General features: G+C 69.6%; 18 protein-coding genes. 11 read left to right on the top strand and 7 right to left on the bottom strand.

What is annotated here, in order from left to right; genetic code table 11:
- Positions 1-23: 23 nt before the first annotated feature.
- Complete coding sequence (locus AC1DNG_RS04290; RefSeq protein ID WP_476886712.1) at positions 24-1,520, bottom strand: amino acid permease; 1,497 nt, start codon at positions 1,518-1,520, stop codon at positions 24-26.
- Between the two features lie 267 nt (positions 1,521-1,787).
- Here AC1DNG_RS04290 and AC1DNG_RS04285 point away from each other — a divergent pair, with 267 nt between their 5' ends.
- On the top strand, positions 1,788-2,759 hold the full coding sequence (locus AC1DNG_RS04285) for an NAD(P)-dependent alcohol dehydrogenase (protein ID WP_476859461.1): 972 nt from the start codon (positions 1,788-1,790) through the stop codon (positions 2,757-2,759).
- A gap of 45 nt (positions 2,760-2,804) precedes the next feature.
- Here AC1DNG_RS04285 and AC1DNG_RS04280 read toward each other — a convergent pair whose 3' ends face one another.
- Together AC1DNG_RS04280 and AC1DNG_RS04275 are read right to left on the bottom strand one after the other, a co-directional pair.
- Positions 2,805-3,245, bottom strand: a complete 441-nt coding sequence (locus tag AC1DNG_RS04280; protein ID WP_230007227.1) for a protein-tyrosine phosphatase family protein — start codon at positions 3,243-3,245, stop codon at positions 2,805-2,807.
- A 57-nt stretch (positions 3,246-3,302) separates the two neighbouring features.
- Positions 3,303-4,220 carry an SDR family oxidoreductase gene (locus tag AC1DNG_RS04275; protein WP_476886711.1) on the bottom strand — a complete coding sequence of 306 codons (918 nt, stop codon included), beginning with the start codon at positions 4,218-4,220 and terminating at the stop codon, positions 3,303-3,305.
- 269 nt (positions 4,221-4,489) lie between these two features.
- On the opposite strand from AC1DNG_RS04275, the gene AC1DNG_RS04270 reads away from it, so the two are divergent.
- From AC1DNG_RS04270 to AC1DNG_RS04255, 4 genes are all read left to right on the top strand, one after another.
- Positions 4,490-5,410 carry an IclR family transcriptional regulator gene (locus tag AC1DNG_RS04270; protein WP_476849836.1) on the top strand — a complete coding sequence of 307 codons (921 nt, stop codon included), beginning with the start codon at positions 4,490-4,492 and terminating at the stop codon, positions 5,408-5,410.
- 257 nt (positions 5,411-5,667) lie between these two features.
- Positions 5,668-7,365, top strand: coding sequence for a urocanate hydratase (gene hutU, locus AC1DNG_RS04265; protein ID WP_476849835.1), 1,698 nt, complete (start codon positions 5,668-5,670; stop codon positions 7,363-7,365).
- A 9-nt stretch (positions 7,366-7,374) separates the two neighbouring features.
- Positions 7,375-8,967 (top strand): histidine ammonia-lyase, encoded by a 1,593-nt coding sequence (gene hutH / locus AC1DNG_RS04260; protein WP_476856174.1) that lies wholly within the window; start codon positions 7,375-7,377, stop codon positions 8,965-8,967.
- Positions 8,968-9,119: 152 nt separating this feature from the next.
- On the top strand, positions 9,120-9,356 hold the full coding sequence (locus AC1DNG_RS04255) for a hypothetical protein (protein ID WP_018774814.1): 237 nt from the start codon (positions 9,120-9,122) through the stop codon (positions 9,354-9,356).
- An 86-nt stretch (positions 9,357-9,442) separates the two neighbouring features.
- Here the strand turns inward: AC1DNG_RS04255 and AC1DNG_RS04250 are convergent, their stop codons facing one another.
- Positions 9,443-9,967 carry a cupin domain-containing protein gene (locus AC1DNG_RS04250; RefSeq protein ID WP_476849833.1) on the bottom strand — a complete coding sequence of 175 codons (525 nt, stop codon included), beginning with the start codon at positions 9,965-9,967 and terminating at the stop codon, positions 9,443-9,445.
- Between the two features lie 70 nt (positions 9,968-10,037).
- On the opposite strand from AC1DNG_RS04250, the gene AC1DNG_RS04245 reads away from it, so the two are divergent.
- Entirely contained in the window at positions 10,038-10,658 is a 621-nt protein-coding gene (locus AC1DNG_RS04245) for a TetR/AcrR family transcriptional regulator (protein WP_476886710.1), read from the top strand.
- On the opposite strand, the gene hutG is transcribed toward AC1DNG_RS04245, so the two are convergent.
- Both hutG and AC1DNG_RS04235 read right to left on the bottom strand, forming a co-directional pair.
- A complete protein-coding gene (hutG, locus tag AC1DNG_RS04240; protein WP_476886709.1) occupies positions 10,639-11,598 on the bottom strand; it encodes a formimidoylglutamase in 960 nt (319 codons plus the stop codon). The genes AC1DNG_RS04245 and hutG overlap by 20 nt on opposite strands.
- Positions 11,599-11,758: 160 nt before the next feature.
- On the bottom strand, positions 11,759-13,201 hold the full coding sequence (locus tag AC1DNG_RS04235) for an NCS2 family permease (RefSeq protein WP_476886798.1): 1,443 nt from the start codon (positions 13,199-13,201) through the stop codon (positions 11,759-11,761).
- 121 nt (positions 13,202-13,322) lie between these two features.
- Between AC1DNG_RS04235 and AC1DNG_RS04230 the strand changes: the two genes are divergently transcribed.
- Positions 13,323-13,916 (top strand): copper resistance CopC family protein, encoded by a 594-nt coding sequence (locus tag AC1DNG_RS04230; RefSeq protein ID WP_476886708.1) that lies wholly within the window; start codon positions 13,323-13,325, stop codon positions 13,914-13,916.
- Positions 13,917-13,956: 40 nt separating this feature from the next.
- Here the strand turns inward: AC1DNG_RS04230 and AC1DNG_RS04225 are convergent, their stop codons facing one another.
- Complete coding sequence (locus tag AC1DNG_RS04225) at positions 13,957-14,586, bottom strand: NAD(P)/FAD-dependent oxidoreductase (RefSeq protein ID WP_043436212.1); 630 nt, start codon at positions 14,584-14,586, stop codon at positions 13,957-13,959.
- A 472-nt stretch (positions 14,587-15,058) separates the two neighbouring features.
- Here AC1DNG_RS04225 and AC1DNG_RS04220 point away from each other — a divergent pair, with 472 nt between their 5' ends.
- The 4 genes from AC1DNG_RS04220 to AC1DNG_RS04205 all read left to right on the top strand — a co-directional run bounded on the left by AC1DNG_RS04220 (position 15,059) and on the right by AC1DNG_RS04205 (position 20,951).
- Positions 15,059-16,096: a universal stress protein gene (locus AC1DNG_RS04220; protein ID WP_230009431.1), complete on the top strand. Its 1,038-nt coding sequence runs from the start codon at positions 15,059-15,061 to the stop codon at positions 16,094-16,096.
- Positions 16,097-16,139: 43 nt separating this feature from the next.
- Positions 16,140-18,872 carry a PEP/pyruvate-binding domain-containing protein gene (locus tag AC1DNG_RS04215; RefSeq protein ID WP_476886707.1) on the top strand — a complete coding sequence of 911 codons (2,733 nt, stop codon included), beginning with the start codon at positions 16,140-16,142 and terminating at the stop codon, positions 18,870-18,872.
- 92 nt (positions 18,873-18,964) lie between these two features.
- Complete coding sequence (locus AC1DNG_RS04210) at positions 18,965-19,753, top strand: hypothetical protein (RefSeq protein WP_476873270.1); 789 nt, start codon at positions 18,965-18,967, stop codon at positions 19,751-19,753.
- 109 nt (positions 19,754-19,862) lie between these two features.
- Positions 19,863-20,951 carry a LolA family protein gene (locus tag AC1DNG_RS04205; RefSeq protein WP_476886706.1) on the top strand — a complete coding sequence of 363 codons (1,089 nt, stop codon included), beginning with the start codon at positions 19,863-19,865 and terminating at the stop codon, positions 20,949-20,951.
- Positions 20,952-21,000: the final 49 nt, after the last annotated feature.

Here is a 21,000-nt window from a genome sequence, read left to right as displayed (position 1 = left end):
AATCCCTTGGGGGCGAGGCACCATCACCGCCCGGCGGGAACCTGCGGGAGCTGGGCGGTTTCGTCGACCAGTTCCGCCCGCGCCCTGCCGTGGCCGCGGACCCAGAGGCGGTAAGCGAGCACCAGGACGCCCAGCCACGCGGCGCCCACGTACAGCGCCACCCGGGTGTCCTCGAAGGCGCCCAGAATCACGATCACCAGGGCCATGAACGCGATCGTCAGTATGGAGGCGGCGGGCCACCACGGCGACGGGAACTCCGACGCCGGCAGGGACTTGCGGGCGATCTCGCGTTTCATGGCGACATGGGAGGCCAGGATCATGGCCCAGACCCAGACGGTCGCGAAGGTGGCGATCGAGGCGATCAGCAGGAAGACGTCTTCCGGGATCACGGCGTTCAGCACCACCCCCACCAGCAGGATGCCGGTCATCATCACCACGGTCATCCACGGCACCCCGTGACGGGAAACCTTGCCGAAGCTCGCCGGTGCGTGGCCCTGCCGGGCCAAGCCGAAGAGGATCCGGCCGGCGCCGAAGATGTCGCTGTTGACTGCCGAGAGCGCCGCCGTGATCACCACGGCGTTGAGGATGTGGGGTGCGGCGGGGATGCCCAGGCCGCTGAAGATCTGCACGAAAGGGCTGCCGTTGCTGCCAATTTCGTCCCACGGGAACAGGCTCATCAGCACGCCGAGGGTCAGCACATAGAACAGCAGGACCCGGACGGGCACGGTGTTGACGGCCTTGGGGATGACCTTTTTCGGATCGGCGGCCTCACCGGCGGTGATGCCGAGGGTCTCCACGCCGCCAAACGCGAACATCACCACGGCGAAGGAGGCAAGGAGTCCTTCGAATCCGTTCGGGAACAGGCCTCCGTGGTCCACGAGGTTGCCGAGCCCTGGTGCCACGGTGGCGCCGCCGGCCTGGAAACCGAAGACGATGATCGCCGCCCCGCCCGCGATCATGGCGATGATGGCCGCCACCTTGATCAGGGAGAACCAGAATTCCAGCTCGCCGAACACCTTGACGCTGAGCAGGTTCAGGGCAGCCAGGAAGAAGATGATGGCCAGAATCCAGACCCAGCGCTCCACGCTGGGGAACCAGAATCCCATGTAGATGCTGAACGCCGTGACATCCGCGATGGCCACGATCGCCATCTCAAAGACGTAAGTCCAACCGGTCACAAACCCGGCCAGCGGTCCCAAGTAGCGGCTCGCGTACTGGCCGAAGGACCCGGACACCGGATGCCGCACCGCCATCTCGCCGAGGGCGCGCATCACCATGAAGACCGCGGCGCCGCCGATCATGTAGGCCAACAAGACGGCGGGCCCGGCCTTCTGGATGGCGGAGGCGGAGCCGTAGAACAGCCCCGTGCCGATCGCCGAGCCCAGCGCCATGAAGCGGATGTGGCGGACGTTGAGTCCCCGGCTGAGTACGGAGTCGACGGCTGCGCCGACGGCGGTGGCAGCGCTGCCGGTGCCGGCCTCGGCAGGAGCCGCCTTCGTAGCGGTTTGGGCTTGTTGCATGCGAATACCTTCTCGTCATTGGGAGGGGGATCGCCATCCAGCAGACCATGTCCGGCCTTGCTGTGAGGAGTCTCACGGGAACTTCGTGTCTTTGATTTCAGACTGTGCGGCGCCCCCGCGCGCGGAGCCGGCCGCCGCCGCCGTCGAACCCCAACCGGCGGGGGAGCGGCGAAAGAGCTTGACAACATGTCAGGATTTCTTCACATTCAAGGTGTCGCCCGGCGCCTGCGGTTACGGAATGGCGAGCTGACCCAGAGGAGAAGCACCATGAAAGCGATCGTCCAGGATGTTTACGGTTCCGTTGAGGTGCTGGAACTGCGCGACGTCGAGGCCCCGGTGCCCGGCGACGACGACGTGCTGATCCGGGTCCGGGCCGCCGGCGTCGACCAGGGCGTCTGGCACCTCATGACGGGCCTTCCGTACCTGACCCGTGTGGTCGGCTACGGGCTCAGGAAACCGAAGACCCGGATCCGGGGCCGGGCCGTGGCCGGCCGGGTGGAGGCTGTCGGCCGGAATATCGTCGGCTTCCGGACCGGGGATGAGGTGTACGGCACCTGCGAGGGATCCTTCGCCGAATACGCGTGCGCAAAAGAAGGCCGGCTCGCGCTGAAGCCGAAAAACCTCAGCTTCGAACAGGCCGCCGCCGTCCCGATCTCGGCCGTCACGGCCCTGCAGGCGCTCCGGAACGCCGGCAGGATCCAGGCCGGGCAGGAGGTTCTCGTCATCGGCGCGGCCGGCGGTGTCGGGGCGTACGCGGTGCAGCTCGCCAAGGCGTTCGGCGCGCAGGTGACGGGGGTGTGCAGCACCGCGAAAACCGATCTGGTCCGCTCGATCGGCGCGGACCACGTCATCGACTACACACATGACGATTTCGCAGACGGATCCCGGCAATTCGACCTCATTGTGGACACCGCCGGCAACCGCCCGCTCACCGTCCTGCGGCGGGCGCTCAAGCCTAAGGGCACGCTCGCGATCGTCGGCGGGGAAGGCGGAGGGCGGCTGACGGGCGGATTTCAACGCTCACTCGGCGCCGGGCTGCTCTCCGTGTTTGTCGGCCAGCGGCTCAGAGGCGTCATGGCTGCAGAGCGGGCGGAGGACCTCCGGTTCCTGACCGGGCTCATCGAGGCGGGCGCGGTGACCCCGGTCATCGGCAAGAGCTACGCCCTGGCGGACGCGCCGGCGGCAATCCGGGACCTGCGTGATGGGCACCTCCGCGGGCAGGCCGTCGTCATCATTTGAGCCCGCTTGCCGGTTGGCCGGCGTCACGGTTTTGGGCGGAGCCGCCTAGGGCGTTCCGGTCCGGAAGCGGGTCACGTACTGCCGCTGCCAGGGAGTTTCCACTGTCCGGCGCCGGTACTGGCGGCGGACGTAGGACACTGCCTGGCCGGGCGGGACTCCGTCCAGGATCGCGATGCAGGCCAGTGCGGTGCCGGTCCTGCCGATCCCGCGCCAGCAGGCCACTTCAACCCGTTCGGTCTCGGCCCGGCGCCAGGCCTCCCGGAACGCCTCGAGGGCATCCGGCTGGTCGACCGGCAGCCGAAGGTCGGGCCAGGGCACCCATCGGGACTCCCACCCCACGGGCGGCGGCTGCTTGCCCAGCAGGTACACGCCGAACTCGGGAAACGGCCCGGCCGGAAGCGGATAGTGCAGGCCGCGCCCACGAATGAGCCGGCCGGACGGAAGAGCCATGATGCCGTCCGCGGAAGTTTCCCACGTGTGCTTCATGAACCCGATCGTAGTCTTTCCCGCCGCCGGTTGTCCGTGACACGGAACGGCCGGATGTCAGCGGTATCCGGCGGCGTCGGCGTCGAGTCCTGCTTCCTGGACCTCCACGAGGTACCTCCAGCAGTCCGGCTGCGAGCCGTCGGTGTCGGTGAAGCCGTACTCGCGGGCCAGCGCGCCGGACGAATACGAGCCGCCCGTGCGGCTGAACACGTGGGGGTCCGCCGCCAGGGCCGCGACCGCACGCCCGACGAACAGCGGGCTTTCCGAGATCGCGGCAAAGTGCGGCTGCGTCCCGGCGGCCTCCCGCCAGTTTGCCTCGGTGACGCCAAAGTGTTCGAGCATCATCTCCGAACGCATCCAGCCGGGCGTCAGCGCCACCGCCGCGCAGCCGGAGGATCTCAGCTCCTCCGCCTGGCTGAACGCCAGGCGGAGCACCGCGGTCTTGACGAGGTCGTAAAAGACGGAGACCCGGTAGTGCTGTGCGTTGTACTCGCGGGTGCCGTCGGTCATCTCCACCACCAGGCCGCCGGGGCGGCGGGTGAGCAGCGGCAGCGCGAAGTGGCTTGTGATGAGGTGGGTGTCCAGACCGAGGTGGAGCATCTGCAGTCCGGCATTCAGATCGTGGGCCCAGAGCGGGGTGTTCCATTCGATGAAGTCCTCGCCGCCCCAGATGTCGTTGACAAGGATGTCCAGGCGGCCCTGCTCGGCGTCGATCCGCTGCACGAGGGCTTCCACCTCCGCAGCCTGGCGGTGATCGACCTCGATGGCGATTCCAGTGCCGCCAGCGGTGCTGACAAGCCCGGACGTCTCCTCGATCGTCTCGGGCCGGTTGTAGTCCGAACGGTGGCGGGAGGTCGTGCGGCCGGTGCAGTACACCACCGCTCCTGCCTCGCCGAGGGCGACGGCGGTGCCGCGGCCGGCGCCGCGCGTGGCCCCGGCAACCAGGGCGACCCTGCCCGACAGTGCTGCATCCACGTCTGTGCCTTCCCTCCGGAACCATCCCGCATGGGGCTCAGCCGGCGACGGGCTGGTTCCAATGACCGGGCATACCACGGGGAAGCCGGCGCCCACATTCATCGGAACACCGGGGGGCTGGCCGGGCTAGGGGCGGAAGGCCCGCCGCAGGTATGTGGCCTTTGTCCGGCATTCCAGACAGCCGTTCCTGTGCGAGGCTGTCGGTTTACCGTCGCCGGGCGCATGCTTAAGTACGGGATACCGGACACCACCGACCCTGAAGAGGATCCATGCCACCCACCAGTACTGCCGTGAGCCCCGCCGCCGAGACTTTGTCGGCTGCGACCGACGCGACTCCGGCGCAGTCCGCCGCGACTTTGTCCGCAGCGCCTGACACACCCGCGCCCAAGGCCGTCCACCGGGCCGCCGGAACCAAGGCGGCGTCGAAGGTGCCGGCCGCCGAGAACACGCTGCGCATCCTCAAGCTGCTGGCCTCCCGGCGCGGGCCGATGGCGGCGTCGAACATTGCCACCGCGCTGGGACTGCCGCGCTCCAGCGTCTACCACCTGCTCGGGGTGATGGAGGCGAACGGCTTCGTGCTGCACCTGCACGAGGAGCAGCGCTACGGCCTGGGCATCAGCGCATTCGAACTCAGCTCGGCCTACTCCCGGCAGGAGCCGCTGTCCCGGCTGGGCCGGCCGATGCTCGCCTCGCTCGTGGACGTGATCGGCGAAAGCGCGCACCTGGCGGTGCTGCACGGCCGCGACGTGCTCTACATCGTGGAGGAGCGGGCCAAGAACCGGCCGTCCCTGGTGACCGACGTCGGCGTCCGGCTGCCCAGCCATCTCACGGCCAGCGGGCGGGCCATCCTCGCCGCGCTGCCGAAGTCGCAGGTGCGGGCGCTGTACCCGAACGCTGCCGCCTTCACGGCCCGGCACGAAACCGAATCGCCCATCATGAAGTACTCCGCGCTGTCTTCGCATCTGGACCAGGTCCGCCAGCGCGGCTACGCCACCGAACACGGCGAGGTCACGCCCGGATTCGGTTCGATCGCCGCCGCCGTGACCGACCACGTGGGGTGGCCCACCGCCGCCGTCGCCGTGACGTTCCTGGAGGACAAGCTGCCCGCGGATCAGTGGCCGGTCCTGGCCGCCCGGGTCCAGAAGGTCGCCAACGAGCTCTCGGTCCGGATCCACGGCCGCCCCGCCTGACCGGTTGCCCCATCCCACCCCACCCCCGGTTGCGCTGTCACCTAGGGCTCCCATTCGCCCTTTTTGGCAACCGGAAGTGATAGCGCAACGGGGGAGGGGAAGGGTCTGGAATCCCGGACAGCACCCCTCCGGCAGGCCTGTTTCCGCGGCCGCGAAGGGGCTTTAGTTGATACAGAACCTCATTCCTCCGGATACACCAGGACACCAGTCCGAACAGACATCATCCGGCCACATATCCAGCGACAAAGGAGACCCTCATGGCACCCGCCGATTTCACCACCGGTGCCCGCCCGGTCAAAGCAGCCCGCGGCACCGAGCTCACCGCCAAGAGCTGGCAGACGGAAGCCCCGCTGCGCATGCTCATGAACAACCTCGATCCCGAGGTCGCCGAGCGCCCCGATGACCTGGTGGTCTACGGCGGCACCGGCCGCGCCGTCCGGTCCTGGGCCGCGTTCGACGCCATCACCCGCACCCTGGAAACCATGGAAAAGGACGAGACCCTGCTGGTCCAGTCCGGCAAGCCGGTCGGCGTCTTCCGCACCAACGAATGGGCACCGCGCGTGCTGCTGGCCAACTCCAACCTCGTCGGCGACTGGGCGAACTGGCCCGAGTTCCGCCGGCTCGAGGCCGAGGGCCTGATGATGTACGGCCAGATGACCGCCGGGTCCTGGATCTATATCGGCACCCAGGGCATCCTGCAGGGCACCTTCGAGACCTTCGCCGCGATCGCCCGTAAGCTCACCGGGGACGAGAACGGCACGCTCGCCGGCACCCTGACCCTCACCGGCGGCTGCGGCGGCATGGGCGGCGCCCAGCCGCTCGCCGTCACCCTGAACGACGGCGCCTGCCTGATTGTCGACGTCGACGAGACCCGCCTGCGCCGCCGGGCCGGGAAGCGCTACCTCGACGAGGTCGAAACTGATCTCGACGCCGCGATCGCCAAGGTCCTGAAGGCCAAGGAAGAACGCCGCGGCTGGTCCGTGGGCTACGTCGGCAACGCCGCGGAGATCTTCCCCGAGATCCTGCGCCGCCACAACGCCGGCGAGCTCACAGTCGACATCGTCACGGACCAGACCTCCGCGCACGACCCCCTGAGCTACCTGCCCGAGGGCATCACGGTGGAGGAATGGCACAGCGAGGCCGCGGCAGATCCCGAGGGCTTCACCAAGAAGGCCCAGGCCTCGATGGCCAAGCACGTCCAGGCGATGGTCGAGTTCCAGGACGCCGGCGCCGAGGTCTTCGACTACGGCAACTCCATCCGCGACGAGGCCCGCAAGGGCGGCTACAACCGCGCCTTCGAATTCCCCGGCTTCGTCCCGGCCTACATCCGGCCGCTGTTCTGCGAGGGCCTCGGCCCGTTCCGCTGGGTGGCCCTCTCCGGCGACCCCGAGGACATCGCAGTCACGGACAAGGCCATCAAAGAGCTCTTCCCCGAGAACAAGCACCTGCACCGCTGGCTCGATGCCGCCGCCGAACGGGTCGAGTTCGAAGGCTTGCCCGCCCGCATCTGCTGGCTCGGCTATGGCGAACGCGCCAAGGCCGGCCTGCTGTTCAACCAGCTCGTCAAGGAGGGCAAGGTCAAGGCGCCCATCGTGATCGGCCGCGACCACCTCGACTCCGGCTCCGTCGCCTCCCCGTACCGCGAGACCGAGGCCATGGCCGACGGCTCCGACGCGATCGCCGACTGGCCGCTGCTCAACGCCCTTCTCAACACGGCCTCCGGCGCCACCTGGGTTTCCATCCACCACGGCGGCGGGGTCGGCATCGGCCGCTCCATCCACGCCGGCCAGGTCTCCGTTGCCGACGGCACCGACCTCGCCGCGGAAAAGCTCGCGCGCCTCCTGACCAACGATCCCGGCATGGGCGTCATCCGCCACGCCGACGCCGGCTACGACCGCGCCGTCGAAGTCGCCAAGGAACGCGGCGTCCGCATCCCGATGAACGAAACGAAGTAGGACTTCACCATGACTATCACCACGCATTCACCGCTCACCGTCACCCTCGGCTCCAGTGGTGTCACCCCCGAAGACGTCGTCGCCGTCGCCCGCCACGACGCCCACGTCACCATCGCCCAGGACGCCCTGGACGCCGTCGCCAAGGTCCGTGCCCACATCGACGACCTCGCCCACAGCGAGGTCCCGGCCTACGGGATCTCCACCGGCTTCGGGGCGCTGGCCAACCGGCACATCCCCAACGAGCTGCGCACCCAGCTGCAGAAATCCCTGATCCGCAGCCACGCCGCCGGCATGGGCCCGGCCGTGGAACGCGAAGTGGTCCGCGGCATCATGTTCCTGCGCGCCAAGACCCTTGCTTCCGGCCGCACCGGCGTCCGCCCGGTGGTGCTGCAGACCATGGTGGACGTGCTCAACGCCGGCATCACCCCGGTGGTCCGCGAATTCGGCTCCCTTGGCTGCTCGGGCGACCTCGCGCCGCTGTCCCACTGCGCCCTGGTCCTGATGGGCGAAGGCGAGGCGACCGGCCCCGACGGCACACTGTACGGGAGCAAGGATGCCCGCCCGGTCGCCGAGCTCCTCGCCGCGCACGGCATCGAACCCGTCACGCTGGCCGAAAAGGAGGGCCTGGCCCTCGTCAACGGCACCGAGGGCATGCTCGGCATGCTGCTGATGGCCATCGCGGACATCCGCCAGCTGCTTACGACGGCGGACATCACCGCCGCGCTCAGCGTCGAGGCGCTGCTCGGCACCGACCAGGTGTTCCTGCCGGAGCTGCACGCGGCGCTGCGCCCGCACCCGGGCCAGGCCGCCGCCGCGGACAACATGCTCCGTGTGCTGTCCAACTCCCCGATCGTGGCCTCGCACCGGATCAACGACACCAAGGTCCAGGACGCCTACTCGCTGCGCTGCGCACCCCAGGTGGCCGGCGCCGTCCGCGACACCGTGGACCATGCCGCCCTGGTCGCCTCCCGCGAACTGGCCTCCGCGATCGACAACCCGGTGGTCCTGCCCGACGGCCGTGTCAGCTCCAACGGCAACTTCCACGGCGCCCCGGTGGCCTACGTGCTGGACTTCCTGGCGATCGCCGTCGCGGACCTGAGCTCCATCGCCGAGCGCCGGACCGACCGGATGCTGGACCCGGCCCGCTCGCACGGGCTGCCCGCCTTCCTGGCCTCGGACCCCGGCGTCGACTCGGGCCTCATGATCGCCCAGTACACGCAGGCCGGCCTGGTCTCGGACAACAAGCGGCTGGCCGTCCCGGCGTCGGTGGACTCGATCCCGAGCTCGGCGATGCAGGAGGACCACGTCTCCATGGGCTGGCACGCGGCCCGCAAGCTCCGCCGCTCGGTGGAGAACCTGCGCCGGGTCCTGGCGATCGAACTGGTGACCTCGGCCCGGGCGCTGGACATCCGCACCCAGCTCTCCGGCGGCGAACTCACGCCGGGACCTGCGGGCGCGGCCGTGATCGCCGCGCTGCGCGACGTCGTCGACGGTCCGGGCACCGACAGGTTCCTGTCACCGGAGCTCGAAGCGGCGGATGTCCTCGTGGCCTCGGGCAAGGTCCGGGCGGCGGCCGAATCCGCCGTCGGAAATCTCGCCTGAGAAGAAACAAAATGCAGGGCAGCTGAACAATTCCCGGCGCCCCCGAAATCTTTGGCGACACGGACGGCGGGGGCCCGGGAACTGTAGTACAAATGGAGAGTCCACACCAACGAAGTTGTGGCAAAGAACACATACAAAGGGGTAGAAGTTCTATGAAAGCACGCGGCACGGTACTGTCCAGGCGCCTTGCATCCGCAGCTACGGTTTCCGACTGGAGCGGCCTTCGGGTCGGCGAACGCGTCGAAATTGTCAAGCACGCACAGGTCATTGCGGCCGGTGAGGTCGAAGAGGTCTCGGTAAGCGGGAATGTGCTCTGGCTGGTCCCCGCGGGGCCGTCCGAAACGCAGCTTTTCCTGCAGTCCGACGGCGTGCAGGTCCGCCGCAGCTAGGCTGAGCGTTTTCACCAGAAAGTCCCCGCCACGGCGGGGACTTTCTGCGTTTCAGGGCCCAGGGCCCAGATGTGGGCGCGGTGCTGTCAGTGCCCAGTGAACGGCGGCGGACCCAGCAGCACGATCCCGCCGTTTTTACGTGCCGACTCCTGGACTCTGCCAAAGTCAACCAGGCCCGGCGCGACGGATTCGCCGGCAGGGTCCCCGGCATCGTTGCCGGGGGAGAGGGGTATGCTCGCGTCCCAGTAAAAGGCCTCGCAGCATCCGGGGGTGTGCAGGCAAAGCATCCGGGCGGAGTCGGAGACCACCATGAAGGCGTGTGGAACGCCCCGCGGGGCCACGGCCAGTCCGCCGGGGCCGATCCGGTGCTCTCTCCCGTCCATATGCACGAGGATCTCGCCGTCCAGGATGTACATGGTTTCATCCGAATCGGGGTGGCTGTGCAGCGGTGTCATTTTCCCGCCGGACATCTGGTCCTCGAACAGCAGGAAGGCCCCGGCGGTCTCTTCCGCCCTGGCCTTCCAGGTGTGGACTCCGCCGCCGAAAAACCATCGGCGCTCGCCCTGGTCTTCCGCGCGGATGATGGCTGCCGGGTTGTTGGCCGTTTCCATAAGATCGCCCCTTCGCCGAGGACTACATGGGACGCGTGTCCCATGACAAGACTCGGGTACCATGAGATCCATGTCAACCCCCTATCAGGACGCCGGCCGGACGGGGCAGAAGCGCCGCACTTTTGAGGCCCTGTTGGCTGCAGCCCGCGAGGCCGTCGCGGACGGGGTCGCCCCCACCGTTGACGGCACCGCGGCAGCGGCCGGGATTGCCCGGAGCACGGCCTACCGCTACTTCCCGAGCCAGCGGGAATTGCTCGCCGCAGCCCACCCGGAAACGGCCCGGCAGTCCCTGCTGCCGGCGGATGCCCCCGAGGATCCAGCGGAGCGGCTCGACGCCGTCGTGCTGGAGTTCACAAGGCTGATCCTCTCCACCGAGGCGCAGCAGCGGACCATGCTCAGGCTGTCCCTGGAACGTGACCGCGGAAAGTCGGACTTGCCGCTGCGGCAGGGGCGCGCGATCGCCTGGCTTGAGGAAGCACTCGCGCCGCTCCAGGGGAAGCTGTCGGGACCTGAAATCCGGGCGCTAGCGCTGGCCATCCGCAGTGCCATCGGGATTGAGGCCCTCGTCTGGCTGACGGACATCGGCGGTCTCACGCAGGAACAGGCTGTGGCGTCGATGCGTTGGTCCGCCCAGGCCCTGCTCGCACAGACCCTGACGTCCGGGCCGCCGCCTATCCCAGCAACGTATTGACCAGCCGGGCGGCCACTTTGGCGGTGCGGCCGTCGATGTCGAACTCCGGGTTCAGCTCGGCGATATCCAGATGCAGGAGCTTCCCGCTCGCGGCCACCTGGCGGCACACGGCGCTGATCACCGGCAGCGGCACACCAAAGGCCGCGGGAGCGCTCACCCCGGGGGCCACGGAGGCCGGCAGCACGTCCAGGTCGATGGTCAGGTACACCGCGTCCACCTGTGCCAGGAAGGCTGCCACAAACGCGTGCGCGGCGTCCGCCGAGCAGTCCTCGTCCACCAGGTAGTCCACGCCGAGCTCGTCTGCCGTCCGGAACAGCGTACGGGTGTTGTTCGGCTCGGAAATCCCGACGACGGCGTAGCGCAGCTCGCGGCCGGCGGCTGCTTCGGCGCGGGCCATCTGGAGGAACGGCGTGCCGGAGCTGGGCACCGGCTCATCGCGGAGGTCGAAGTGCGCATCGAGATTCAGCACGCCGACGCTCAGGCCCTCGCGCACGGCCGCCGACCCGGCCACGCCGAGATAGCTGGCAAAGGCGGTCTCGTGCCCGCCGCCGAGCACCACGGGAAGCCCGCCGGCGTCGAGCAGACTGGTGATCGCGAGCCCGGCGCGTGCCTGTCCTGCCTCGAGCGCGTCCCCGGCCACGGTGACGTCGCCGGCGTCGTGCACGGCCCGCGTCAGGTGGAACGCGAGCGGGCCGAGCGCGGCCCGGATGGCGGCGGGGGCGGCTGCGGCGCCGGTCCGGCCCTTGTTGCGCCGCACCCCGGCGTCGCTGCCGAAGCCGAGGATGACGGCGGGGCGCGCAGCAGGGACACCCGCCGGAACCGTGCCGGGAGCGTAGGGGGTCACCCCCTGCCACCAGCGCCGGTGCTCGTCGCCGTCGCCGTCGAACCTGCCGGTCCAGGGCTGGGGCGGGACATCAACGGGGAGCGCGGGAGAAACCATGCCCCTAGCTCACCGCAGCCCGGGCCGGAAAACCAGCCGGGCCGCCGTCGGACTGTCCGGAATCCCGGAAACTGAGCTTAACAACGGTTAAGCAGCGCCGGGTGGGCCACGCCGGGTGGGCGTGGCCCACCCGGCGGGCGTGACCGCGGGCGGGGCTGCGTTAGTGGATCCCCAGGGCGGCCTCGATCGGGCCGATCGCGAAGAAGAGCAGGAACGCGGACGCCACGGCCCACATGAGCGGGTGCACCTCGCGGGCCCGGCCCTCGAACAGGCGGATCAGCACGAAGCTGATGAAGCCAGCGCCCAGGCCGTTGGCGATCGAGTACGTGAACGGCATGAGGGTGAAGGTCAGGAAGGCCGGAATCGCGATGCCCCAGTCCTGCCAGTCGATCTTGCCCACCTGGGAGACCATCATGAAGCCGACGACCACGAGAGCGGGGGCCACGGCCTCGAACGGCACGAGGTTGATCAGCGGGGTGAAGAACATCGCCACGAGGAACAGCAGGCCGGTGACGACGGAGGCCAGGCCGGTGCGTGCGCCTTCGCCGATGCCGGCACCGGACTCGACGTAGATCTGGTTCGAGGAGACGGAGGCGCCGCCGCCGATGATCGCGCCCAGGGCGTCCACCTGCAGCACGCGGTCGACGTCGGGGATGTTGCCGTCCTTGTCGATGGTGCCGGCCTCGGTGGCCAGGCCAACCATCGTGCCCATGGCATCGAAGAAGATGCTGAGCAGGATCACGAACGCCAGCAGGGTCGCCGCGACGAAGCCGAGGTGTTCAAAGGCGCCGAAGGGGTTGGCCTTGCCGATCAGGGACAGGTCCGGGGCCGCCCACTCGGAGAACTGCGGTGCCACGAGGGACCAGCCCTGCGGGTCGTGGTTCTTGCCGTCAAAGCTGGGCCCGATGTGCAGGATGGATTCCAGGATCACGGATAGGATGGTCGAGGCCACGATGCCGATCAGGATGGCGCCCTTGACCTTGCGGACCACCAGCGCGATGGTCAGGATCAGGCCGAAGACGAACACGAACGTCGGCCAGCCCAGGAGCTTGCCGTCGAAGCCCAGGCCGACCGGGACGGTGGTGCCGGCGACATCGGGGACGCGGCGCACGAAGCCCGCGTTGACGAGACCGATCAGGGCGATGAACAGGCCGATGCCCACCACGATCGCGGTCTTCAGCCCCTCGGGTACGGCCTTGAACACGGCCGTCCGGAAGCCGGTGAGGACCAGGATCAGCATGGTGATGCCCGAGAGCATCACCAGGCCCATCATGTCCGGCCAGGTCAGGCCGGGGTTCGTGGCCACCGTGACGGCGACGAATGCGTTGACGCCGAGCCCGGTGGCCAGGGCGAAGGGATGCTTGGCCCACGCGCCCATGAGGATGGTCAGGATGCCGGCCACGAACGCGGTGACGGCGGCGACGGCGGGGAAGCCCAGCGTGGCGCCCGAGGAGTCCGGCCCGGAGAGGATCAGCGGATTCAGCACCACGATGTAGCTCATGGCGAAGAACGTGGCGAACCCTCCGCGGATCTCGCGCGAGACGTTCGACCCCCGCTCGGATATCTTGAAATACCGGTCGAGTGCCGAGCCCTGCTTGAGCATTAGGTCTTGCATTAGTCCTCCGGGAGTGATGGGTGTTGCATATATCTTATTTGGCGCCCGAGGGCCAACCCTGCGTTTTCGCCTAGTCTGTAAGGAAGCCAACACTAGGAGTAGCCTGCCCATGCGCCGTATCCGCCAGCTTCGCAGTGCCCTGCTGGGCGCCGTCGTCCTTGTGGCCGTCCTGCTGGGAGCAGTGAGCCCGGCGTCGGCGCACGACTCCGCGGAGTCCACCAGCCCGGCTGCCGGAGCAACCGTCGCGGCACCGCCGGAGCAGGTCTCGGTCACGTTCAACCACAATCCGCTCGCCCTGGGGTCGCAGATTGTGGTCAATGATGCCACCGGCGCCAACTGGTCGGACGGTCCCGTGGAAATCGTGGACAACGTCGCTGCGCAGAAGCTGAAGTCCGGCGCCCCTAGGGGGCAGTACACCGTGCATTGGCGGGTGGCCAGTTCCGACGGCCACCCGATCGAGGGCAGCTTCACCTTCACAGCGACGGCGGCTGCGGCAGGCACGACGGCGGCTGCCGCGGTCCCCACGATGGGCACCGCCCAGCCGGGGACCACGCCCGCGCCTGCCCCTGCGCCGGCCGGGTCGCAGCAGTTTCCCTGGAGCGTCATGGTCTTCGTCGCCGTCGGGGTCGGCATCCTGGTGGCCCTGGGCCTGATGGCGAAACGCCGCCTCACACCGGACGAGGGCGGCGACACCGAAGGCTGAAACAAGCCAATGCAACTCCGGCAACGCGGCCAAAGCGCTGCTAGGCGGGGGCGGCCAGGGCAAAGCCGCCGGGCAGCAGCGCGGGGATCCCGTTCGGGTGGACCTTGGCCGAGATTGCCTGTCCCACCACTTTGGCCTGGCGCAGGACTTCCTTGGGCGTCGGGGTAATGAGCTCGCCCACCCCCACGAGGTACATACCCAGGGCATGCATCGCCGCCATGAGATTCTGCCCGGCTGCCATGCCAAGTTCCGAGAGCATCCGGCGCAGCTGGCTGTGGGCGCAGCGGGTCAGGACAAGGTGGTCGGCCAGCAGGACGCCGCCCGGGGTCTGGACGGCCCACTTCTCCGTGGGTGAGCCGTCCGTGCCGGCCTCCAGAAGGTCCAGCTGCAGGGCCCGGATGTTGTTCCGCACGTCGAGCTTGTGGCTTGCGGCGTAGTTGCGCAGGTGCCGCAGGATTTCGTTGCGCTCCCTCAGGCTGGCGGCGTCCGCCGCGTCGCAGCGCTGGAGCGAGGAGGTGTTGGCCGGATGGCCGGCACCCAGGAGGTCGAGCCCGTCCACAATGATGGACGCAACGCCCCGGCGCTGGAGCTCGCTGGCCACAGCCAGGCCGGAGAGCCCCGTCCCGATGACTACGGCGGTGGTCCGCTCAATCCCGCCGTACAAAGGCATGCTCGACACTGCAGGGTACCTCCTTGAAATGGTGCGAGTCACGGGGGAAACCCCGGACGCCAACCCGTGCCTGGTTCCACAGCCCCAGCGGCTGCTTTCTGGAACACCAGTCTCGGTTCAGCAATGCCTCGAAGGATACCTAAGATTCCCGCCCGTGGATAGGGGAGGTAGGACATTGGCTGTGGTGCCGGATTCCGGCGGTTTCCGTGCTCCCGCTCCAGCGGAAACCGGGTCAAAAGCCTGAATTTCCGGGTCAGGAAACGGCGTGTTAATTCTGCGTAAATCCTTCCGCCGCGGGCGGCCGGGGGCGCCTTGCCGCCGTCTTGAATGTTCGCAGTTAACCGAGAATAGTGAGGAAAATCAGGGGTTCCTGCACGCAGATTCCGGGTCGCCTCGCCGGTGGACGCCGGGCGGCAGTACTTCTGGCAGAATAGCCGCAACATCAGGCAAGAATCGCGAGGAGGCGGACCCTATGGGCCGTGAACAGGTGCATCCGGACCCGGCATGGGAGACCGGTGGCGAGCCGGCGCCGCCCCGCGGAATCGTCGTGGGAGTGGACGGCTCGGACCACAGCCACTGCGCCTTGGTGTGGGCGGCCCGTGAGGCGGAGCGCCGCCGCCGCCCGCTGCACATCGTGACCGCCTATTCCGTTCCGATCTTCGCCGCTTCCGGGCTCGACGGCGGCTACGCCACGGTGGACGACTCCGTGATCCGCGAGGGCGCCGAAGCCATCCTCAAGCACGCCATGGACAAGATCGCCTTCTACAACATCGACGTCGACGCGTCCGTCGAAAACGGGGACGCGTCCGGCGTGCTGCTGGAAATCAGCGAAACCGCGGAGCTTCTGGTCTTCGGCACCCGCGGCCGCGGTGGCTTCGTGGGCCGGCTGCTCGGCTCCGTCAGCAGCGCGCTGCCCGCCCACTCGAAGTGCCCCACCGTGACTGTGCCGCTGATCTGCGCGGACCGCCTGGGCGAAACCACAGACGACAAGCACGTCCTCGCCGAACGGGCCAAGTCGGGCAGCCAGCCGGTGGAGAACGTCGTGGTCGTCGGCGTCGACGGTTCCGAGCAGGCCCGCGTCGCCGTGCTGGAGGCCGCAGCGCAGGCCGAGCGGCTCTCCGCCCGGCTCCGCGTGGTGTGCGCGGTGCCGCAGTACACCGGCTCGCTGGCATGGGTGCCCACCCCGATGGACCGCGACGCACTGTTCGCCGACATCAAGGTCCAGCTCGACGCCGGCGTGGCCTGGCTGCGGAGCCACTTCCCCGCCCTGCAGGTGGAGACGCAGCTCGTGGACGGCTCGCCCGTCGACATCCTCGTCGACGCCAGCCGGCACGTGGAGCTCGTGGTGGTCGGCACCCGAGGGCGCGGCGGATTCACCGGAATGCTGCTGGGCTCCACGTCCGACGGCGTCCTCCACCACGCCAAGGGGCCGGTCATGGTGGTGCCGGACCGCGACGACCCGCGGCTGGCGGACAGAGCCAGCTTCGGCCCGATGCTCGGCGACTCCTAGAATCCCGAGGCGACGGGCCCGGCGTCGGAAGGACGGTTAACGGATGGAGCACCCCGGGACGCCGGACCCTGCCGAGGGCGGGCCGGTCCTGGCCCTAGAACGCCTTGGCCCGGACATGCTCGCCACCGTCGGCGGGAAGGCGGCGAACCTGGGCGGACTGGCACGCGCCGGCCTGCCGGTGCCCGCCGGCTTCTGCCTGACCACCAGTGCGTATCTGGACGCCACGGCATCCCCGGCGCTGGCGGACGTGCACCGCGCCCTCGCCGCAACAGCCCCCGACGACCTGGCGGGGCTGGCTGCGCTTGCGGCGAAGGCCCGCGCGCTGGTGCTCGACGCCGATGTCCCCGCCGACATCGACGCCGCCGTGCGCGCCGCCTACGCGGCGCTGGGCACCGACACGGCGGTCGCCGTGCGGTCCTCCGCGACCGCCGAAGACCTGCCGTTTGCCAGCTTCGCCGGCCAGCAGGACACTTTCCTGAACGTGGTGGGCGCGGATGCCGTGCTGGCTGCCGTCCGCCGGTGCTGGGCCTCGCTGTGGACAGACCGCGCGGTGACCTACCGCGCGGTGCAGGGGATTGAGCCCTCGGCGGTGTCCCTCGCCGTGGTGGTCCAGCGCATGGTGGACGCGGCCGTGGCCGGGGTGCTGTTCACAGCCAATCCCGTGACCGGCCGGCGGCACGAGGCCGTCATCGACGCCAGCCCGGGGCTGGGGGAGGCCGTGGTGTCCGGGGCGGTCAACCCTGACCACTTCGTGCTCGACGGCACCACGGGACGGATCCTCGAGCGACGAATTGGGGACAAGGGCATGCTCATCCGTCCACTGCCCGGCGGCGGCACCGAGCGGGTGGCGCAACCTGACGCCGGGCTGGCGCCCAGCCTGGACGACGCCCAACTGGCGGCACTGGAGCTCCTGGGCCGACGCGCGGAGGTGCACTTCGGCTCGCCGCAGGACCTCGAATGGGCCATCGGCCGGGACGGTGCCGTGTGGCTGACGCAGTCCAGGCCCATCACCACGCTCTATCCGATGCCGGACCGGCCTCCCTCCGGGCCGACGCCGCGCGTGTATTTATGCTTCAGCCTGGCCCAGGGGCTGACCAGGCCCCTGACCCCGATGGGCCTCGCCGGCATCCGGCTGATTGCGTCCTCGGTCGCGGGGGCGGCGCATTTCCCGGTGCCGGTGCCCCGTGACGGGCCCGCGCCGTATGCGGAAGCCGGCCAGCGCATATTCTTCGACCTCACGCCCGTAGTCCGGAGCAAGGCCGGACGCGCAATCGTCCCCCGGGTATTCGACATCATGGAGGCGCGCTCCGCGGCCGTGCTGCGCAACCTGTTCGACGATCCCAGATTCTCCGTGACCATAGGATCGCCGTGGCCACTCCTGCGCCACGTCGCTCCGGTGGCGGCGCGGGCGAAGGTCCCGGAGACCTTGATCCGCGGCCTCATCCGGCCCGAGGCGGCACTGCGCCGGGCAGACCGTGTGGGCGAACAGCTCCGCGCGGCACTCGCGGTGCCCGCCGGCGCCACCGCCACGGAGCGTCTGGACCACGTCGAGCGGATCCTTGGCCAGCATGTCTTTGCCGTGGTTCCCGCGATCCTGCCGCTGCCCGCCCTGGGGTTCGCCTTGCTGGCCGTGGCCGGAAAACTCGCCGGGAAACCCGGGAACGGGGCGCTGCAGGAAGTCCTGCGGGGGCTGCCCAACAACGTGACCACCGAAATGGACCTGGACCTGTGGTCGCTGGCTACTGCCATCCGCAACGACCCGGCGTCGGCGGCGGTGTTCGGGGAAGCCGCATTGCCCGAGATAGCCCGGCGTTACCGGGCGGCGGACCTGCCCGGCGTCGTGCAATCCGGGCTGCGGGACTTCCTGGGCCGGTACGGCCACCGCGCCGTGGCGGAGATCGACGTCGGCATGCCCCGCTGGTCTGATGACCCAACCCACATCCTCGGGGTTCTGGCCAACTATCTGCGCATGGATGATCCTGCGCTCGCCCCGGACCGGCAGTTCGGCAAGGCGGCCCGCGAGGCGGAGGCGCAGGTGGCACGGCTGGTGGCAGCGGCGGGGCAGCGCAGCCGCCTTCGCGGTGCACTCGCGCGGGCCGCGCTGCGGCGGACCCGGATGTTCGCCGGGCTGCGTGAGCTGCCCAAGTACCACCTCGTGGAAGCGCTCGGCGCCGTCCGGCAGCAGCTCGCAGCCGTCGGGGCCGAACTCGCCGCGGCCGGGGCCATCGATGCGGCGGACGATATCTTCTTCCTCGACCTGGCTGACGCGCACCGGGGGCTCGGCGGCGCCGCGCTGCAGGGGCTCGTGGCACGGCGCCGGGAGGCTTACGCGGCCGAACTGGGCCGCCGGCACATTCCCCGCGTGCTGCTCTCGGACGGCACCGAGCCCGAGGCGGTGCAGACCACAGCCGGCGGAAGGGGGCCGGCGGGTTCTGACGGCGGCGCGGGGCGGCTCTCCGGCACGCCGGCTTCGGCCGGCACCATCACTGCCCGGGCCCGGGTGATCCTGGACCCCCAGGGCGCGCACCTGGAACCGGGCGAGATCGTCGTGGCGCCGTCCACCGATCCGGGCTGGACGCCGTTGTTCCTGACAGCCGGCGGCCTCGTGATGGAAATGGGCGGGCCCAACTCCCACGGCGCCGTCGTCGCCCGGGAATACGGGATCCCCGCAGTGGTGGGGGTCCCCGACGCGACGTCGAGGATCGCCACGGGCCACAGCATTACGGTCGACGGCGCCGCCGGCACCGTGACGCCGTCAACGTCGCCGGCACCCTGACGCCGCCACTCTGACGCCGGCCAATTCGTGCCGGGCCGCCCGCGGCGGCGGGCTCCGCACCATGGTGTCGGCCGGCTCGCTACAGTGGGGCCATGAGCGAAGTGCGCGGCTCCGAGGGCCGGGAGCCCGGGAGCGCCGGAGTTCCCGCGGCGGGCATACCGGCGCCTGACACCCGGCCGCCCGCAAGCCCCGCGCCCGGAGCCCCCGCGCCCGCGACTGACGCCCCCGCGCCCGTGGACCCGGACGCGTGGCTGCCGGAGTGGTTCGTGGGGCGTCCGCTCACGGCCGGCTGGGCGTGGGCCGGGTTCTGGGCGGTGCTGATTGTGGCCGACGAGTTCCTGGATCTGGCCGGCTGGTCCTGGTACGTGCTGGTTGGCCTCGCCGCCCTGCCGACGCTGCTGGCAAGCATCGCCCTTCTGCACGCCACCCCGCGCCGCTACCTGAAGCCGCGCCGGGACTCCGTCCTGGGCCACTTCTTCGTCCGCTTCCTGGCCCTGATCGCCGCCTTCCTCGTGTGGGGCGTGTCCGTGGTCATGAGCGCCTCGATCTCAACCACCCTCCAGTCACTCGTCGGGGCGTCCGAACGCGAGGTCACCGCGGTGGGCTTCAACCTCCTGCTGGCCGCGATCCCGCTGGTGGTCTCAGTACTGTGGCTGGCCTTCATCATTCGCTGCGCCTGGTTCCTGCGGCGGCTCCGGGGCTGGAAACAAACGCCGGAACCGGGCGCCGTGCCCAAGAAGTTCCTGCGGGACAGGCCGCGGCTGAGGCGGGTGGTGGTGGGCCTGGCCCATCCCGGCCTGCTGCTCGTGGCGGGCCTGGGCACCTCCGTGCTCGCGTTCCTGCTGGGCGCCGTGGAACTGACCATTAATGTGCTGAAGTAGGATAACCGGGCCGCCGGGGCCAGGCGTACTGTTGACCTATGAGCTGCACTGAAGCGCGCATTCCCCAGGCGCGGATAGTTGGAACATCTCTTTCCGGAGCGCGGTCACGATGACGCGCACGTGGCTGCGCTGGCTGCCCGCTGCCGCCGTTCCTGCCGTTATTGCCGCCGGCGCGCTGGCCGGATCCCTGCCCGCCAGCGCCGGGGATCCCCTGCCGCCCAAGACGCCGGAGCAGGTGCTGCAGTTGATTGCCCAGCACCGCCAGCCCGCTCTCTCCGGAACCCTGGAACAGTCCTCTGCGCTCGGGCTTCCTGAGCTGCCCAAGACCGGTGCCGGCCCGGACGCGTCAGGGACGGCATGGCTCGAACTGCTGACGGGGCCGCACACCGCGCGGGTTTATCGCGACGGCCCGGACAACGCCCGCGTCCAGGTGATGGACCGGCTGGCCGAACGCAACGCCATCCGCCACGGCAACGACGTGTGGTTCTACAACTCCAAGGACAACACGGCCGCCCATGCCCAGCTCCCGGCCGACGACGCCGGTGACACAGGCCGTCACAGCGCCGGCACCGACGTCACCGCCACCCCCGACCAGCTCGCCGCGATGCTTCTGGCCAAGATCGAACCGGGCACCGACGTGGCGGTGGGCGCCGATGTCCAGGTAGCCGGCCGGCCCGCCTACAACCTGGTGCTGACACCAAAGTCCGATGCGACGCTGGTCGGGTCCATCACAGTAGCCGTTGACGGCCAGACCGGGCTGCCGCTGGGCGTCGAGGTCAAGGCGCGCGGACAGTCGGATCCCGCCTTCCGCGTCGCCTACACCAGCCTGACCCTCGGGGCCCCCGACGCGTCGGTCTTCACGTTCACCCCGCCGCCGGGCGCCACGGTCGAGGAGATTCCGGTAAAGGAGCACAAACACGGAAACGACGCCGGGAACGCCACAGCGCCGGCGGCCAAGGACCGCGCCGGCAAGCCGGCCGTCACCGGCTCTGGCTGGGACTCGGTTGTTGAGTTCCCGGCGGGAACGGCCGGCCCGGCGTCGGACGCCACGGCCCTGCTCGAACAGGCCACCGTCCCGGTCCAGGGCGGCCGGCTCTTGTCCACCGCGCTGGTGAACGTGTTGGTGCTCGACGACGGCCGGGTCGTCGCCGGCTCCGTGCCACTGGAGCGGCTCCAGGCCGCTGCCGCACAGAAGTGATGTCCGGTGCGGTATCCGGTGGCCGACGGTTGCTCCCTGACCATCCGGT

This window comes from Arthrobacter sp. 01T425 (assembly GCF_056398725.1).
Note: the sequence above shows the minus strand (reverse complement) of the source record. Positions and strands in the feature narration are given on the sequence as shown.